General features: G+C 36.0%; 17 protein-coding genes. All 17 read right to left on the bottom strand.

The window, feature by feature from the left end:
* Positions 1 to 127: 127 nt before the first annotated feature.
* Entirely contained in the window at positions 128 to 1,351 is a 1,224-nt protein-coding gene (gene mobT / locus LJD34_RS10100) for a MobT family relaxase (RefSeq protein WP_058965968.1), read from the bottom strand.
* A 152-nt stretch (positions 1,352 to 1,503) separates the two neighbouring features.
* Positions 1,504 to 2,901 carry an FtsK/SpoIIIE domain-containing protein gene (locus LJD34_RS10105; protein ID WP_077715681.1) on the bottom strand — a complete coding sequence of 466 codons (1,398 nt, stop codon included), beginning with the start codon at positions 2,899 to 2,901 and terminating at the stop codon, positions 1,504 to 1,506.
* Positions 2,902 to 2,939: 38 nt separating this feature from the next.
* Complete coding sequence (locus LJD34_RS10110) at positions 2,940 to 3,317, bottom strand: YdcP family protein (RefSeq protein WP_009009569.1); 378 nt, start codon at positions 3,315 to 3,317, stop codon at positions 2,940 to 2,942.
* A 21-nt stretch (positions 3,318 to 3,338) separates the two neighbouring features.
* Positions 3,339 to 3,653 carry a YdcP family protein gene (locus LJD34_RS10115; RefSeq protein ID WP_002578441.1) on the bottom strand — a complete coding sequence of 105 codons (315 nt, stop codon included), beginning with the start codon at positions 3,651 to 3,653 and terminating at the stop codon, positions 3,339 to 3,341.
* A 112-nt stretch (positions 3,654 to 3,765) separates the two neighbouring features.
* Positions 3,766 to 4,860, bottom strand: a complete 1,095-nt coding sequence (locus tag LJD34_RS10120) for a DNA cytosine methyltransferase (RefSeq protein ID WP_227359797.1) — start codon at positions 4,858 to 4,860, stop codon at positions 3,766 to 3,768.
* A 352-nt stretch (positions 4,861 to 5,212) separates the two neighbouring features.
* Entirely contained in the window at positions 5,213 to 6,778 is a 1,566-nt protein-coding gene (locus tag LJD34_RS10125; RefSeq protein WP_147580783.1) for a ClC family H(+)/Cl(-) exchange transporter, read from the bottom strand.
* A gap of 76 nt (positions 6,779 to 6,854) precedes the next feature.
* The gene (locus tag LJD34_RS10130; protein WP_227359798.1) at positions 6,855 to 7,634 is read right to left on the bottom strand and encodes a hypothetical protein; all 780 of its coding nucleotides are present in this window, start codon (positions 7,632 to 7,634) and stop codon (positions 6,855 to 6,857) included.
* 88 nt (positions 7,635 to 7,722) lie between these two features.
* A complete protein-coding gene (locus LJD34_RS10135; protein WP_032089618.1) occupies positions 7,723 to 8,409 on the bottom strand; it encodes a GntR family transcriptional regulator in 687 nt (228 codons plus the stop codon).
* A gap of 1 nt (position 8,410) precedes the next feature.
* Positions 8,411 to 9,403 carry an isocitrate/isopropylmalate dehydrogenase family protein gene (locus tag LJD34_RS10140; RefSeq protein ID WP_032089617.1) on the bottom strand — a complete coding sequence of 331 codons (993 nt, stop codon included), beginning with the start codon at positions 9,401 to 9,403 and terminating at the stop codon, positions 8,411 to 8,413.
* Positions 9,403 to 11,322 carry an aconitate hydratase gene (locus LJD34_RS10145; protein WP_227359799.1) on the bottom strand — a complete coding sequence of 640 codons (1,920 nt, stop codon included), beginning with the start codon at positions 11,320 to 11,322 and terminating at the stop codon, positions 9,403 to 9,405. The genes LJD34_RS10140 and LJD34_RS10145 overlap by 1 nt, the downstream gene beginning before the upstream one ends.
* A gap of 166 nt (positions 11,323 to 11,488) precedes the next feature.
* Positions 11,489 to 12,529 carry a M42 family metallopeptidase gene (locus LJD34_RS10150; RefSeq protein WP_227359800.1) on the bottom strand — a complete coding sequence of 347 codons (1,041 nt, stop codon included), beginning with the start codon at positions 12,527 to 12,529 and terminating at the stop codon, positions 11,489 to 11,491.
* Between the two features lie 15 nt (positions 12,530 to 12,544).
* On the bottom strand, positions 12,545 to 13,531 hold the full coding sequence (locus tag LJD34_RS10155) for an ABC transporter ATP-binding protein (protein ID WP_022001687.1): 987 nt from the start codon (positions 13,529 to 13,531) through the stop codon (positions 12,545 to 12,547).
* The gene (locus LJD34_RS10160) at positions 13,521 to 14,534 is read right to left on the bottom strand and encodes an ABC transporter ATP-binding protein (protein ID WP_227359801.1); all 1,014 of its coding nucleotides are present in this window, start codon (positions 14,532 to 14,534) and stop codon (positions 13,521 to 13,523) included. The genes LJD34_RS10155 and LJD34_RS10160 overlap by 11 nt, the downstream gene beginning before the upstream one ends.
* A 14-nt stretch (positions 14,535 to 14,548) precedes the next feature.
* A complete protein-coding gene (locus tag LJD34_RS10165) occupies positions 14,549 to 15,418 on the bottom strand; it encodes an ABC transporter permease (RefSeq protein ID WP_048924954.1) in 870 nt (289 codons plus the stop codon).
* A gap of 1 nt (position 15,419) precedes the next feature.
* Positions 15,420 to 16,352, bottom strand: a complete 933-nt coding sequence (locus LJD34_RS10170; RefSeq protein ID WP_117815938.1) for an ABC transporter permease — start codon at positions 16,350 to 16,352, stop codon at positions 15,420 to 15,422.
* A gap of 84 nt (positions 16,353 to 16,436) precedes the next feature.
* On the bottom strand, positions 16,437 to 18,032 hold the full coding sequence (locus tag LJD34_RS10175; protein ID WP_032089612.1) for an ABC transporter substrate-binding protein: 1,596 nt from the start codon (positions 18,030 to 18,032) through the stop codon (positions 16,437 to 16,439).
* Positions 18,033 to 18,255: 223 nt separating this feature from the next.
* A complete protein-coding gene (locus LJD34_RS10180; protein WP_032089611.1) occupies positions 18,256 to 19,017 on the bottom strand; it encodes an SDR family NAD(P)-dependent oxidoreductase in 762 nt (253 codons plus the stop codon).
* Between the last annotated feature and the right edge of the window lies 1 nt (position 19,018).

Genomic DNA, 19,018 nt, shown 5'->3' on the forward strand with positions numbered 1-19,018 from the left:
ACTTTTTCGTTCTTTTATTAGTGCCTTAGCTTTTCACTAAGGAACGAGTCGCACAAAGATTCTGTCCGAAATTCATAAAAGCTCCTTTCTTTCCTGTAAGAGTTCTTAGGTTCCAAGATTGCCGCCGTTAAAGCACCACCTCCTTTGCAGCGGCGGCTTGCTGCTTCAGGATTTTTTCGTGTTTCTCCGTCAGCTTTGCATGGGTGATGATGTCATGGACAATCTGGGTGTGGTTCATCTTATCCAGACGGAGAGCCAGCTTTAACGTGGGGGCTACCTGATGGGAGAGCCAGTGCAGGGTACGTTCAAAGGAATAGGGTTCCGGTTTGGTTGTCAGTTTCAGGATTCCTCTGTGTTCTCCAATGAACCACGCCCATTCCTCATTGATACGCCAGTCAGAACGGGGCTTCGTATCGTCCCTATCCACGAACCGGACATAACGGTTGATGATTTGAAAGGCTGTCCGTTCTGGATTGTCATGTTCTAACAGGTCACGGATGGCGTAAAAGGCACGCTCATTTTTCAGCCGGATTTCAAAACGGTTCTTTACCTCTGCGTCTTCAATGGGAATATCATGCTTTTTGTACTGCTCATAGTCTTTTTCGTAAATGCAGAAGTACACCTCACTTTGGAGGGAGCCGATATACAGGGTGTTCCCCATACATTCTTTTTCCTCACGCCGTACCAGTTCGCCGCTGCGGTAGCTTTTGAAGCTGCGGAAGACCGAGATACATTCCTCATTCCGGCACTTCTCTGTCAGATGGGGAATGTTCAGGATTCCCGTTTTGTCATTGATGGCGAGGTCAAGCCGCTTCATCACGCCGTCCTCCATGAGAACGTCCATGAAAAACTCATACCAGCTCCGTTCCTGTGCCAGCAGATAGCTTTCAAACTGGCGGCAGCCACGCCCTTTCAGTTCCAGCAGCACCCCTTTTTCCAGTTCCGGCGATACCAAAACGAAAATATCCCCAAGATAGTAATGTTCTGTGTAAGAGTAGAAGCCGTAGTCTTCATGGATAAAGTAGGGAAGCCTTAGCCGAAGCACGTCTTCCACGATATGCTTCACATCCGTAGTGGGAAAACGAATCCGCACATAATCAAAGAGCATTTCAAGGGGAGTGTCTGGATTGAAGCGTTCCAGAGCTTCCGTGATGGCTTCCTGTAATGCTTCGGACGGGTGAGCCTTGCCCGTTTCAATATCGCTCAGGTACGGACGTGTGATTCCGGCAGCTAACGCAAGTTTCTGTTGTGAGATACCATAAATTTCCCGTTTTTCTTTGATGTCCCGTACCCATGTTTCTTCATTCAGTGAAAATCCCTCCTGTCTAAAAAAGCGTATGTCAACTTTCAGAGCCTTGTTGACACACGCCGGATATGGGGAAAATCCCTTGTGTACCGTGGGATTTTGCCCTGTTGTTTGGTTGTTGCCTGTCGATTTGTACCCCTCTGTTAGATACGAGGGGTTTATGCTGGCGTGCCTTGCGGCACACCAGCCACAGCAGGTCAGTCCGTTTCTGCGGCTTTCGCTTCGCACGCCGCCTGCACTCCCTGCCTGCTGTCTGTCAGTTTTTTTATTTCTTTGAGGAAATCGTGTCCTTTTGGGACAAGGGGCGTGTAAAACTCCGAGATAACGCTGGTTCCCACATCCACATAGCCACGCCCTTTTATCTGCTTGAGGAAGAAGTCCTTTGTGGTTTCCCCGAACATCATTCCATAACCCATTTCCGACATCCGCCCCAGAGCTACACGGAAATTAAACTGGTCACGGATTCCGTCCCCCAGATACTTTGCGTCCGGACGCTGGCAGGCGAGAATCAGGAAGAAACCAGCCTGCCGCCCAAGCATAACGATTTGCTTTAATTTGTTGAGGACAGCGGCGTTTTCCTTTGTGCCGAGCATTTCCATAAATGCTACATATTCATCAAAGATAAGGAAATTTGCAGGAAGCCCCAAGTAAGCGTAGTTTTCCCCTGTCCGGTAATTCTCCATGAGCTTCATGTCTTCGCTGCGTTTCATCATTTCTTCATAGAAACGGTCAATGCAGGCGAGCATATCTTCCTTTTTGTAGTACACATCCGGCATAACCGCCTGTAAATCCGCAAGGTCGGCGTTCTTCGGGTCTAACACGGACAGGACGGCGTTGGTGCGGAGCAGGGCTTCAATGAGGGTCAGGATAAAGTAGGTCTTTCCGCCGCCGGTTCCTCCGGCAATGAGCATATGGGGGAGCTTGTCATACTCCCACCAGACATTTTCCATGAGCCGGAGCCTGCCGTCCTTTGCCTGTACGTCCTCAATGGAGATACGGCCTCCAATGGTATCATAGAGCAGGGTGTACTCCACGTAGGAATCCTTTAATTCTTTATCCGTCAGCTCACAGTACAAGCCGCTTTCCAGCTTTTTCTCCAAGTTTAAGAGCTGTTCCTGATATTTACCCAAGGTGATTTCCACACGGATATGGAGCAAACCCTGTTTCATCCGGTAATAGATTTTTGGAAAGTAAGTGATGGTTTCCTTGGAACGGCTGGAAGACAAGTCCTTGAAAAAAGCGTCCTCCTTTCTCTGCTCCGATTCATACCACTTGTTTTCCAACACCATCCTTGCCAGCTTTTGGCGGTGGATGAGTTGCTTTACTTCATCCCTGCGGTATCGCCAGAACAGAAGAACTGCTGTAAGGCACACCAGCCCTGCCACGCCCATGCTGAATAACAGGTAAGGGATATTTATGTCCTGTGCTATCTGGGAGAGGGACACTTCCTGCCAGTTGGTTCCGGCAATCTGCCCTGTATGAAACAGCAGGACAACCAGCAGGAAGACAGGGAACAGGGCGGCAAGGGCAGTATGGAACACAAGGTCTTTATCCGTGGGGCGGATACGTTTTCCACGGGGAAAAAGCTGCTTCATGGGAACAATCCTCCTTTCGCTTTTCTCTTATTTAGCTGCTATTTTACAGGGGGAGCGTCTTTTTTCGGTGTCTGCGGATTCATGGCAGCCCCTTTTTTCAGGACAATATCCTCTGCTTTGATGTACCAGTCCACCTCTGCTCCCTGAAAGGTAGCCGTTGCCACGGTATCTGCCACTGGATTGATAAGTTCCACCTCTGCGTTGTAATCGAACTCCTTTAACGGCACGCTGGCAGGGATGGAAACCTGAATCATACGCCCCTGTCCTCTGGATTTTAAGTCATAGGTACGCTCCTTGATTTCTTCTGATACCGAGCCGTCTTCATTCTGGAGGTGAACCTCACGGCGGAGGGCAGAAAATTTCAATGCCCCGAATGTTGCTTCCTTGTCAATCACGATTCCGTTTGCTAATCTCATAGTCTGATGTCCTCCTTTTCCTTACGCTTTTACCATATCGTCAGCGTGCAAAATGTAGTTGGTAAAGCCCCTTGTGCCGATTTTATAGCCCTCTGCGGTGATACGGGGATTGACGAGCTTCACACGTTCCTCAAAGTCAAAATGTTTTTCTCCGGCTTCGGCAGGGAGGATAACCACAATATCATCCGCCCTCTGTACGTCTGAATAAAGGTTGAAGCTTCGGGAGAGTACCGCCATGCGTCCGTTGATTCTTCTCTGTTCTGTTTTGTCTTCTCCGGCAAACTCCAAGTTGCCGAATGTCTTTTCCATGTTGGGGATAACGAATTTTAATTCCATATAGATGTACCTGTCCTTTCTGAAATAATATAGTTGGTTCGATAGTTTCTGTTGATGTTCCATCCGACAGCGGAGGGGAACGATTCTTCTCTGTCATACGAGACCGCCTTTCTTATTCATGTATGGTTTCTGCTATTCCTGCCATGATGTAATCAGCACACGGCAGGGCGATTGCGTTTCCAAGTGCTTTGCACCGTGCATTATCGCTAATGGGCTGTCCTAAATTTCCATATGCTGTCCACCCATCCGGTAATCCCATCAAACGCTCACACTCTACGGGTGTCAAATTTCGGAGAACTCCGTCTTTTTCTTCTCCCTCATACCAGAATGAAATCATATTGACTGCTTTTGCCAACAGAGTTGGAAAAGGTTCATCTGGTCGTCCGAAACTTGTGAGGAAAGCAGACTGATTTCCTGATTTTGCGGCACTCCGCATACGCCGTTCCTGAAAGGGGCGGATGACGGGTATTTTCCCCCTTGTTTTATCAAGAGATATTCGACTGGCTCCGGCGGTGGGCAGCCCGTAGTCTGTGCAAGGCGGAGGAAGCGGGAACATATCGCGGGGCTTAAATAGTATTTCTGCGGAACGCTGTCCTCTAAAATCTGCCACAAGGAAGATTCTTTTTCTTCGCTGAACAAGCCGGGGCTTTCCCCAATACTGGGCATCCATGAGCCGCCAGCACAGGTCAGTCTTTCCCCCTCGCACCATACCGGCGTTAGCCCATCCTCCAGTAGGAGGCATTGAAATTTCGGTATCGGAAAATGATTGCAGCACGGCTCTAAAATCCATCCGGTCATTTGAAGAAAACGCTCCCATGACGTTTTCCCAAACAGCGATAACTGGATATAACCCATTTGTAGCACACCTCATTTCTTCTATAATTCTGATAGCCTGAAAAAACAGTCCTGATTTGCTTCCGGCCAGTCCCTCACGCTTTCCGATTTTAGAAAGGTTCTGGCAGGGCGAACCGAATGTAATAATGTGAACAGGAGAGATGTTTCCTCCGTGTATCTTTGTAATATCCCCTAAATGTTCCATGTCTGGGAAGTGGCGTTTGGTTATGGCTATCGGGGATTTTTCAATCTCGCTTGCCCAAACGGGAATAATTCCATTACGGGAAGCCGCAAGAGGGAACACGCCGATTCCGTCAAACAGGCTTCCTAATTTAAGGGCACACATAGACCGCCTTTCGTTTTGCTTTTTCATGTGTTGTTTCCATTTTTCTGCTCCTTTCCAGACAATAAAAAAACACCATCAATGGAAGTCCATTCAATGGCGTTTGCTGTTGTCTGCTCATTTCTCAAGGTAAAGCAGAAAGCCCAATAGAAAAAGACGCAAATCTCAAAATGCGTCTTTTTCCATCTTCATATTCATTTTTTATAAAAGCACCGTCTGCCTGCTGTCTGCAAAGCCTTGATTTTACTGGTTTTCTACTACCATCCTTATCAAAGCCTTGCTAAAGCAAGCGTGGCTGTTTTGGCACGTCTTAAAATATCTAAACATTGTTTTTCAGTTAGCTCTTGTTTTTTTCTTCTCATTTTTCTAAACATATCATCACCTATATTTCTAATGTAAAGAATTTATGTAAAATATCTTTTGTTACTTCTCTATTTTCTTTATTCACTAAAATTGTCAGATGATCTCCTAAATGTAAAACGGTATCCCCACGAGGAACAATTTCTTCAATTCCTCGATTAATTGAAATAATGACACATTCTTTCGGTAAGCCTAAATCTTTAATTGGTTGATCTAAACAACATGAACCAAGTTCAATTGAATAATGAAGAATTTCTTTTTCTTCAAGTGAAATTTCATGATTGCCATTTTTGATCATACGGTTTAATAAACTATGATAAATAGGTTCACATCTTAGCATATTTGCTACAATATAGCCGACAAAACTACATACAGCAATTGGTAAAAATTGTGATAAACTACCACACATTTCAGCAATTAAAACAATGCCTGTAATCGGTGCACGAACAATACTTGCAAAAAGTCCTGCCATCGCTACAACTATAAAGTTATTAAAATACATAGCTGGTACACCACAATAAGTTGTAACAACAAGAGCATATCCACAACCTATTAAACTTCCAAGAACTAATAGTGGAAAGAAAATACCTCCAGGAGCTCCTGATCCAAAAGAAATCAATGAAAAAATAAATTTCATAGCCAAGAGCAATAAAACAGAACTTAAAACATAATTTCCTTCATGAAGTAAATCAATAATATGATGTCCTCCACATAAAACATCTGGATAGAAAATCATAAAGCCAATAGAAATAATTAAAGGAATATAAATCTTTTGATTATTCTTTAAAAAAGTGATTTTATCATAAAGTTTTAATGTAAACATTGTTGTTTTATTATAAAGCACACCTAATAAACCTGCAATAATTCCTAAGATGATTAAAAATCCATATTGACCTAAAGGTAAACTTTCAACAAGTGGAAAATAAAGAGATGGTGTCATCCCAAAAATATTTTTACTAATAAAATCTCCTGTAAGTGAAGCAACCATAACAGTTACTAAGGCAAGTGGTGAAAAGTTTTTATGAATTTCTTCTAAGGCAAACAAGACACCAGCTAATGGTGCATTAAATGCAGCCGAAAGCCCTGCTGCTGCCCCACATGTCAAAAGATACTTTTCTTCTAATTTCATTCTTTTAAATACAGAAGCTAGTCCTTTTCCAATCATAGCTCCTAGTTGAATACTTGGCCCTTCTCTACCAAGAGATAAACCGCCAACTATTGAAAGTGTTCCTGCTATCATTTTAGCAAGGATGACCTTATACCATTTTTCGTCTATTTGATCAATCATTTCAGCTTCTACCTGTGGAATTCCACTTCCTGAAATATAAGATTCATATTTTAATAATTTAGAAATAATAAAACCAATCATTAAAATACAAATGATCCAAATACATAAATGAAATGTATTATTTTTAATATAATCGACAACAAAATAGGCAATCTTTTCACCATAAGATAACATCAATCTATAAATAACTGCCACAACCCCTGCTAATATACCAACAATAAAGCCTTCTAATAATACAATATTATCAAATCGACTTTTTGAACTTAAAAAACGTGCAATTGAAAACTCTTTTCTTTCCATAACTCTCCTCCCAATTCGATTTTTATTATAACACTTTGTCAAAAAAAAAAGAAACTGTACCATGATTTCTGTATGGTTAATGAATATAGTTTTTCATAATAATACAATAAGCACCTAATAAGCTTGACCCTATTAATCCCATATAGACCATATACTTGGTATGATTGCCTGTTTTCACTTTTGTATTTGTATTTTTTTTCGTTTCTTGTGATGTTTCTATTTTAATGTTTTGTAATTCTGGGGTCATTTCTAAAACATTAGAATACCAAATAGTACCTCCTTCTAATTCATCAACATTTATTGACTCAAGAGGAAGATCAATTGTTTTCCCATTAATGATTAGCTTTGTATTTTTATCAAAATAGTAATTTTCATTATATCCTTTATCATTTAATTTAAGATATATACTATAGACATATTTTGTATTTTCTTTAAAGGAATCAATAAGATTTCCCCAGCTTCCTTTTTGGCTACCATAGCGTTTATTCCAATATGATGAAGAAGTAATACCACCTAACCCTCCTAAAAAAAGAAACAAGACAAGTCCTGTTATAAGTGTAAGTGGATAGATTGGATGTAAATAAAAAATGGTAATCAGTCCAATAATAATGGTACTGATTACGATACATATTTTACGAGATAATCCTTTAAAATAACGATTATATAAGGGATATAAAATAAATCCTAGATAACTCATTCCTAATACATAATTTTGTGATAAAACAACTCTATTTTCAGAAACTAAAAGAGAAATCATGTCAACAAATAAATACTCTATTCCTGGAAAAATAAAAGTAAAGATTGACATCAATGCGATTGCTTTTAGATAATTACTTCTTTCTTTAAACGTATTCAAAACATCATCTTCTTTTTTTCAGTTTCTTAAAATAACACATTTTTTAAGAATTACAATTTATAAAAAAGAGAGGTTTCCCTCTCTCGCACTATTCTTCTGTTGCTTCGTCTTTTTCATCATAGTAATTTCTTACTAAAGATTGTGTTTTTCTAATATGTTTTTCTACATTTGCTTTTGCAAGTGCTTTATCTTTCTTTACAATCGCTTCATAAATTTCTTTATGTTCTTGTGCTGCCTCAATTAAACGATTTGGTTGTTTAATTGAATGTCTGGAAGTAACATGAATATAATAGTTAATATCTGACAATAATTGTTCAAAATATTGTGAATGAGTTGCTCTATAAATAGCTTCATGGAAATCAATGTTTACTTCTGTAAATCTTTCTTGATCATTTTTTTCAGCATAGAATTCTAATAAATCATAGATTTCTTTAATTCTATCTAATTCTTCTTGAGTAACACGATCAATAGCAAGTTGTACAGATAAACTTTCTAAAACAACACGAATTTCTAACATATCATCAATATCTCTTGATGAAAAACCTAATACATAAACTCCTTTATTAGGAATACTTTTAACTAATCCTTCTAACTCTAATTGTTTTAAAGCTTCTCTAATAGGTGTTCTAGAAATATTTAGTTCTTTAGAAAGAACAACTTCATTTAATTTTTGTCCTTTTTCATATTCTTCATTTAAAATCTTATCTCTTAAAATACAAAAGATACGATGTCCTAAGGAACCATGTCCTGCATTTTCTAAAATATTTTTTTTCATACTATAACCTATCTATAATTGCTTGCGTGAATTCCTTTGTAGAAGCATGTCCACCAATATCACACGTTACAATTTTTCCCTCTTCTACGACTTTTGAAAGTGCATCACGTAGTCTATTTGCTTGATCATTTTGTCCTAAGGCTTCTAACATTAAAGCAAACGCTAAAAGAAGAGCACTTGGATTGGCAATGCCTTGTCCTGCAATATCAGGAGCACTACCATGAACAGCTTCATAAATACGGTATTCATCTCCAATATTTCCACTAGGAGCAAATCCTAATCCACCTACTAAACCTGCACATAAATCAGAAACAATATCTCCATATAAATTAGGAGCAACCAATACATCAAATGTTTCTGGTCTTAAAACAAGCTGCATACACATATTATCAATGATTACTTCTTGTTTTTCTATTTCTGGATAATCTTTACCTACATTTCTAAAACATTCTAAGAATAATCCATCTGTAAATTTCATAATATTCGCTTTATGAATGGCTGTGACTTTTTTTCTACCATTTGCTTTTGCATATTCAAAAGCATAACGACAAATTTTTTCACTTGCTTCTCTAGTAATTAATTTAATACCATGAGCAACATCATCACCCACCATATATTCAATACCTTTATAAAGATCTTCGGTATTTTCACGAATCATGACTAAATCAATATTTTCATATTTAGAATCAATTCCTTTAAAAGAACGAATTGGTCTAACATTAGCATAAGTCGCAAATTTTTGTCTTAAAGCAACATTGACACTTCTAAATCCTGTACCAATAGGTGTTGCTGTTGGACCTTTTAATGCCCATTTATATTCTTTAATAGCATCTACAAGTCCTGGTTCAAAGACTTCTTTTGTTTTAGCAGCATATTCTGCACCTGCTTGATATTCTACCCATTCAATATCTAAATTCATAGCTTTTGTAATGTCAACAACACTTTGTGAAATTTCTTTTCCAATTCCATCACCTGGAATTAATACTGCTTTCATTAAAAGTCACCTCCTAATTCTTTAATTGCATTTAATAGACCACCATATTGAATCATTGTTTTTTCTCTTGGTGATAATTTTAATTTTGCGGTAATTGTTTGATTATTTGTTTTATTGATAACAGTAATATCTTTATTGCTTTCAACACTATCTAATAAATTAATTAATTCATATTCATCTTGATCATTAAAGAAATCGTAATCTTTTTGATTAATAACAAGTGGTAAAATACCATTATTAATTAAGTTCGAACGATGAATTCTTGCAAATGAAATAGCAAAAATTGCTTTGATCTTTAAATAATTAGGAACAAGGGCTGCATGTTCACGTGAAGAACCTTGACCATAGTTATCTCCACCAACAATAAATCCTCCACCATTTTCAATGCATCTATTATAGAATTGATCATCTACTTTACAGAAAGAGAATTTAGCAAGATGTGGCACATTACTTCTATATGGGAGTAATTTAGAATCAGATGGCACAATATGATCTGTAGAAATATTATCTCCTACTTTTAAACATACTTTACCTTTAAATGTATCTGGTAATTTATCTCCTCGAGGAACTGGTTTAATATTTGGTCCCATATAAACTTCATTTTGAGGATCATATTCATCAATAAAGAAATTCTTATTCTTCACAAATGGTGTATTTTCAATATCGTCTAAATACATATCATCTTCAAATTCATCTGTTAAATATCCTTTGATTGCACTTAAAGCAGCAACTTCAGGTGATACGAGATAAACACTAGCATCATTTGTTCCTGAACGTCCTTTAAAGTTACGGTTGATAGTTCTTAAAGAAACACCTTTAGAAAGTGGTGCTTGTCCCATACCGATGCATGGTCCACAACCACATTCAAGAATTCTAGCACCAGCAGCAATCATGTCCGCTAAAGCGCCACATTTAGAAAGCATTGCTAGAATACTAGAAGAACCTGGAGCAATAACAAGTGATACATGAGTTGCCACTCTTCTTCCTTTTAAGATTTTTGCAGCTTTTAACATATCTGGAAGTGATGAGTTTGTACATGAACCAATCACTACTTGATTGATTTTCATTCCTCTTAATTCACTTACTGGTACAACTGCATCTGGACTATGTGGTTTAGCAGTTAATGGTACTAATTTTGATAAATCAACTGTGATTTCTTCATCATATGTAGCATCTTCATCTGCTTTTAATTCAACATAATCTTCTTCTCTTCCTTGTTGAATTAAATATTCTTTAGTAATTTCATCTGTTGGAAAGACAGAAGTCGTTGCCCCTAATTCAGCACCCATATTACAAATAGTTGCACGATCTGTTAATGATAATTCTTTTAAACCTTCTCCAGTGTATTCAATAATCTTATTGACTCCACCTTTGACAGATAATTGTTGTAAAATATATAAAATAACATCTTTAGCCGAAGCCCATTTTGCTTTTTTACCCGCTAAATTTACTTTAACAACACTTGGACATTGTAAATAATATGTACCTGTTGCCATTGCTACAGCGACATCTAATCCTCCTGCCCCAATAGCAATCATTCCCATCGCACCACATGTTGGTGTATGTGAATCAGAACCTACTAATGTTTTTCCTGGTTTTGCAAAGTTTTCTAATTGCAATTGATGGCAAACACCATTTCCTGGTTTAGAAAAAGTAATTCCGTGTTTTTTTGCTACACTACGAATAAACTCATGATCATCCATGTTTTCAAATCCTGTTTGTAACATATTATGATCAATATATGCAACTGCCTTTTCAACCGCTACATGTTCAATTCCCATTGCCTCTAATTGTAAATAAGCCATTGTCCCTGTTGAATCTTGAGTTAATGTTTGATCAATTTGAATCCCTATTTGTTGACCAGCGACTAACTCACCACTTTTAAGTTTAGCACTTAAGATTTTATACGCTAAATTCATTATTCTACGTCCCCCTTATTACGATTGTATACAATTATACATTTCATGTGTATTATTGTAAATACATTCTAAGCAAATAAAGGGATTTTTTTACGTATATTCCATTAAAATTGTATATTGTATACAGTTATCAATCATTTAAAAAGGGAGCAAAAGCTCCGCTTTTTTATAAATCTAAGGCATATGCAATCGCAAGTTTTGTTGTATCTACGATTGAATCAATATGACAACGTTCTTTACCATGTGAATTGATCACAGCCATACCAAATGCTGCAGCATAAACATTATTACCTGCACGAATTGCAGCATTAGCGTCTGTTCCATAATGGAAGAAAACATCAACACAATAATTTAAGTTTGTTTTTTTAGCTTGGTTGATAATTCTTGTAGTAAGTTCTCTATCATATGGAGAATAGTTATCTTTAGCACAGATACTTACTGTTTTTTCATCAGCATGATAATCAGGCCCAATTAATCCAATATCTAAAGCAACATATTCTTCTACTTCTTCTGGTACATAAGCTCCACCATGTCCGATTTCTTCATAAATTGGGAAAGCTAATAATGTACGATATTTTGGTTTTAAGTTATTTCTTTTGAAGTAAGCCATTACTTCAATTAAAGCAGCAACAGCAGCTTTATCATCAATATAACGCGAAACAACATATCCTGATGGTGTATATTCAAAATGAGGATCTACAGAGATCACATCACCATGATCAATACCTAAAGCCATAACTTCTTCTTTAGAATGAACATCTTCATGTAAGATAACTTCCATATGGTCTTCATCTCTTGGCATTGTTCTAGCATCTTCAAATACATGAACTGAGTGAGCTTTACAAATAACCATACCTCTATATTTACGTCCATCTCTTGTAATAATAGTAACGCCTTCACCTTCCATACTATGGTAGTTAACACCACCTAATTGTCTTACAATTAAATGACCGTTATCATCAATATGACGAACAACTAAACCAATTGTATCTAAGTGAGCACCCATACATACTGTTTTAGAATTATCTTCACCTTCTAAAGTAATGTAAGCTGTTCTTTTACGATCATAAGTCACTTCATAACCAAATTCAGCTGCTTTTTTTTCTAATAAAGCACCAACTTCTTCATAATAACTTACTGGACTTGGTACATTAATAAATTCTTCACATAATTCAACTAATTCTTTTTTGTCAATATTCATTTCCATTTTATAATACCTCTTTTACTTTTTATCATATAAATGACATGCGCAGAAATGACCTGGTTCTACTTCTTTAAAATCGGGTCTATCTGTTTTACAAATATCCATTACTTTCGGACATCTTGTACAGAAACGACATCCTTTTGGTGGGTTGGCTGGACTTGGCACATCGCCACCTAATATTTGTTTATCTTCGATTCTTTCTTTTCCAATTCTTGGAATTGCTGAAAATAGTGCTTGAGTATAAGGATGTAATGGTTTGGCATAAAGTGATTCAGTATCTGCCATTTCCATCATATTACCTAAATACATAACCCCTACTCTATCAGCAATATGTTTTACAACACTTAAGTCATGGGAAATGAAGATATAAGCAATACCCATTTTTTCTTGTAATTCATTTAATAAATTAATGATTTTTGCTTGAATTGAAACATCTAACGCTGAAACAGGTTCATCACAAATAATCAATTTTGGTTGTAAAGCAATTGCACGGGCAATCCCAATACGTTGTCTTTGTCCTCCTGAAAATTCATGAGGATAACGATACATGTAATCTAAATTTAAACCAACTTGTTTCATAACTTCCACAACACGTGCATCACGTTCTTCTTTTGTTTTATAACATTTAGCGATATCAATTGGTTCAGCAATAATATCTTTAACTGTCATACGTGGATTTAAAGAAGCATAAGGATCTTGGAAAATCAATTTGATTTTATCACGTGCTTCTTGTAATTCTTTACCTTTTAAGCTTGTAAAATCTTGACCATCTAAGATAACCTTTCCTTCAGTTGGTTCAATTAGACGGATTACACTTTTACCCATTGTTGATTTACCACATCCAGATTCACCAACAATCCCAAAAGTTTCTCCTATTTTAACATCAAAGCTAATATCATCTACCGCTTTAACAACGCTTTTTTTACCTCTTAAAGAAGATGATTTAATAGAATAATATTTCTTTAAATGTTCTACTTTTAATAAAACGTCTTGATTATTTTCCATTTTCTACATCCTCCTTATTCCATCTTTCATGATATTTCCAACAACGAACTAAATGGTTTTCACCATGTTCCATCATTGCTGGACATTCTTGATGACAGATTTCTTTAGCATGTTTACAACGTGGTGCGAAGAAACATCCTTTTGGAAGTTCATAAAGCATTGGTACAGAACCAGGAATAACTTCCAATTCTTCTTGATCATCGCTATCGATATCAGGAATTGATCTTCTTAGACCAATAGTATAAGGGTGTAAAGGATTTTTAAATAAATCTTCTACATTTGTATATTCTACGATCTTACCTGCATACATAACGATTACGTTATCTGCCATTTCTGAAATAACACCCATATCATGTGTAATTAATAATACAGCTGTATTTAATTCTTTTTTCATTTTATTAATTAATTTTAAGATTTGTGCTTGAATAGTCACATCTAATGCTGTTGTCGGTTCATCACAAATCAATAATGATGGATTACAAGAAAGTGCCATCGCAATCATGATTCTTTGTCTCATCCCACCAGATAATTGATGAGGACAAGAAGCAAATACTTTTTCAGGCATTGGAATACCTACAAGTTTAATCATTTCTAAAGCACGTTCTTTAGCTTCTTGTTTACTCATTTTTTCATGAGTTAAAACAGCTTCCATAATTTGTTTTCCAACAGTAATAACTGGATTTAAGGATGTCATTGGTTCTTGGAAAATCATTGAGATTTCTTTACCACGAATATCTCTCATTTCTTTAGGAGATTTCTTTAATAAATCTTCTCCTTTATACATAATTTCACCAGCAGTAATTTTACCTGGAGGAGATGGAATTAATTGCATTAATGATAAAGCTGTCATACTTTTACCACAACCAGATTCTCCAACTACTCCTAAAGTTTCTCCTGATTTGATACTAAAACTTACTTCTTGTACAGCAGGAAGCGCTCCACGATCTGTAAAGAAGGTAATACCAAGATCTTTGACTTCTAATAATTCTTTATTTTCACTCATATCTTTTCCCCTTTTTACGATCTTAATTTTGGATCAAGCGCATCTCTTAATCCATCACCTAACATATTGAACGCTAATACTGTAATAATAATAGCTAAACCTGGAATTACTGAATAGTATGTTGCACTACGAATATATGGTTGTGAAAAACTAATCATTGAACCCCAGCTTGCCATTGGTGCTTTAACACCTAAACCTAAGAAGCTTAATGATGCCTCTGACATAATTGCATTTGGAATACCTAATGTTACAGTAACGATTAATGTTGATAAACAGTTAGGTAATAAATGTTTCATGATAATTCTAAAACTATTTCCACCGCTGACTTTACATGCATCGATGTATTCCATCTTTTTAAGACGCATAACATCCCCACGGATAAGTCTGGCTGTTGAAGCCCAACCTAAAAGACCGAGCGCTAAGTAAAGGTTAATTAAACCTGGTCCTAAAACAAACATGATTGCCATCGCAAATAATAAGAATGGAAAAGATGAAAATACTTGAATTAAAAATGAAATAACAGAATCTACTTTTCCACCATAATATCCGGCACAAACACCCATTGTATAACCAATAACTGTCGCGATAATTTGTGAAATGATACCAACACTTAAAGAAACACGGCATCCATAAATAATTCTTGAGAAAATATCTCTTCCTAAATCATCTGTACCAAACCAATGTTGTCCGCAAGGTTTCATTAAACGATCTGTAAGAACTTGTTTGTTTGGATCATAAGGAGCAATCAATGGTGCAAATAAAGCAATTAAGCATAAAAGAATAACGATGAATAAACATACCATTGCTACTTTATTTTTCTTGAAAATGTTCCAACTGATTGACCAATAACTTTGATATGTTTGATCTTTTTTCTTTTTAAACATTTTATGATGACTCCTTTCCTAAACGAATTCTTGGATCGACTACTGTATAAAGTAAATCAACTACTAAATACATAATGACACAAATAACCGCAATATACATAACGCCACCTTGGACGATTGGTAAATCACGCGTATTAATACTATCTACTAACATTTTTCCAATTCCAGGAATTGAAAATACAGATTCTACTAAGACAGATCCTGTTAAGATGTTTCCTAAATCAGATCCTGCAATTGTAATGATTGGAATTAACGCATTACGTAAAGCGTGTTTAATTGTAACAACCCAACCTTTTAAACCTTTAGCTTCAGCTGTACGAATGTAATCTTGTGATAAAACATCTAACATACTTGTTCTTGTAATACGAGCAATACTTGCTGCATATCTTGTACCTAATGCAATACCTGGTAAGATAAATGATTTAAAACTATCAATACCTGATAAAGGTAATAAATTAAATTTCAAACAGATAACAATTTGTAAGATGATAGCAATCCAGAATGCGGGAGCTGAAATACCAAATACAGAAATTGTCATTAAAACCGAATCAACCCATTTACCATGATTAACGGCAGCCACAACACCTACTACTACCCCTAAAACAACAGCTAAGATATAAGCAATACCAGCAAGTTTAGCCGTTACTAAAAATGAACTTGTTAAAATATCAATTACTGGTTTATTTTGGAAATATGATGTTCCAAAGTTCCCTTGAAGCATATTTCCTAACCAACTGAAATATTGAATATAAATTGGTTGGTCTAATCCCATTTCATGTGTAACACGTGCAATCGTTGCTTGATCAGCGAACTCACCTAACATGATTTCAACTGGATTACCAGGCACAATGTTTAACACAAAGAATGTGATTAACGAAATACAAAAAACGACACCAATAGCTTGTAATACACGTTTTAGTAAATACTTCGCCATATTTTTCCTCCTTTTTCCTACAATAAATATATGGAATGCATTGCTGCATTCCATATATGATTAACACTTATTTAATTTCATTTACTATTTTTTAGATAAATCAATATCAATGTTATATAAATGATAAATTAAGTTTCCTAATTTAGCATTTTTTACATATGGTTTAGCAACAAATTGTAACTTACCATAATATAATGGAATTGTTCCATAATCTTCACGAGATAAGATATAATCTGCTTTTTTGTATAATTCAACACGTTTATCAGAATCATTTGATTCTCGAGCTTCTTTCATTAATGAATCGAATTCAGGATTATTGTAGAATACACCTTTTCCTACAGCGTTTTCTGAATAGTAATAAGTATACATTTGGTTATCAGCATCTGCATATAATGGGAACCAACCAAGAACTGTAGCTTGTAATTCACCAGCAGCTCTAGCTGAAGACCAAATACCTGCATCAATTGTTTCTACATTCATAGTAATTCCTGCTTCTTTTAAGTAAGCTTGTAATGCAGTAGCAATTTTTTCTTCTTTTTGTCTAACTTTGCAAGTAAATGTAGGGTTTGAAATACCTGCATCAGCTAAAACTTGTTTAGCTTTTTTAACGTTATGTTCATAAGTTTTTAATTTGTCATCATGTCCTGGAACACCTGGGTTTAAGAATGATGAAGCTGGTTCAGCAGCACCATTTAATACGGTACTACATAATTCTTTACGGTTAATAGCTAATGAGATTGCTTCTCTAACTGCTTTATTACTTAATACTGGATCATTATCTTTAATTGATAAGAAATATGTACCTAATGGAGTTACTTGAGTAATTTCATCTTTTAAATCACTATCTTTATATTGATCTAATAATGAAGTATCTAAGTCACACATATCAATGTTACCTTGTTCATATTCCATCATTTTTGTACTTGCATCATCAATATAAACAATTTCTAAACGATCTAAGTTAGCTTTTTTACCATGATATTTTTTATTTGGTACCATTACAACTTTAGTTTGTTCATCATTTTCTTTAATTACATAAGGACCAGTACCAATTAAGTTAGTTCCTTTACCCCAGTTTTCACCAGCAGCAGCACATGCATCTGAAGGATAAATTGAAGCATAGTCCATACCTAAGTTAGCAACAAATGGCGCAAATTTGTAATCAATATGTAATTTAAAAGTGTAATCATCAACTGTTTCAAAACCACTTAATTCAGTAGCTTTACCATCTAACATATCTTGAGCACCAGTAATCATGTTGTACATATATGTATTTGTACATCCTGTTGCTGGTGTAAACATTCTTTCGAATGTATATTTAACATCTTCAGTAGTTAAATCAGAACCATCTGAGAATTTAACACCTTTTTTAAGTGTAATTGTATAAGTTAATCCATCATCAGATACCTCTGGCATATCTTTAGCAAGAACACATTCTTCTTTATTATCATCATTCCAACGATATAATCCCTCTAATACGTTGTCAGCAACAGAAGAAGCCCCTGAGGTAGTGTTAGTTTGCATATCTAAACCAACTTTTGGATTAGATTGACCAAAGCGAAATACTTTTTCGCCACTTTCTGTACTTTTGCTTGAGCTACTTGAACCACCACATCCAGCTAAGGATACAGCCATTGCAGCAACAGCAAGAACAGATAAAGATTTCTTTAATAAGTTCATTTCCCTTTCCTCCTAGTTTTAACAATTCCCTACTTAAACTTTCTTAAAGTACTTTTGTATTATATCAAAGGGCTTTCTTGATTTCAACAGAATATTGCATTTTTGTATACAATTGAAAACAATTATCTAATTTCATACCTTATTATTTTATGTTTTTTTGCAAAAAATGTTCTTGTTTATGCAAAAAAACAATATCCAATCCATATGGATATTGTTTTTTATTTTAAAGCATACTTGTCATTCCACCATCAATAACAAGTAATTGTCCTGTTGTATAAGTACAAGCGTCACTTGCAAAGTAAATTAGTGCTCCATTCATTTCACCTTCTCGACCAAATCTCTTAAGAGCTACTCTGTTTTTTAAAACAAGAGAACCCGGTGCATCTAAAGCATCATGTGTCATTTCTGTATCATAGACACCTGGTGCAATCGCATTAACAAGAATACCATAAGGGGCTAAATCTCCAGCCATGGCTTTTGTAAGATTGACAACCCCGCCTTTAGCCGCAAAATAACTTACTTGAGCAGGTCCAGCTTGAATACCACCAACCGATGAAATATTAATAATTCTTCCATATTTTTGTTTCATCATAATAGTTGAAACTTCTCTTGCCATGAGGAAAACACCTTTTAAATCCGTATCTAAAACTTTATCCCATTGTGCCGTTGTATGATCATGAAGACCACTTGAGTATTCAACAACACCTGCATTATTGACAAGAATATCAATTTTTCCAAAATGATCTACGACAGCATTAACCGCATTTTTAATACTTTCTTCATCTGTAACATCACATGAAACAGGTAAACAATCTTGTCCATTTTGTTTCAATTCTTTAGAAAATTCTTCTAATCTTTCTTTTCTACGTGCAAGGATAGCGACATCGCATCCTTGTTCGCTCAATGCTCTTGCAAATTGTTGTCCAAGTCCACTCGAAGCTCCTGTAACAACCGCTACTTTCCCTGTTAAATCAAAACTAATCATC

It is taken from the genome of Faecalibacillus sp. MSK20_93 (assembly GCF_020589945.1).
In the GTDB taxonomy this organism is placed as follows: domain Bacteria; phylum Bacillota_I; class Bacilli_A; order Erysipelotrichales; family Coprobacillaceae; genus Faecalibacillus; species Faecalibacillus intestinalis.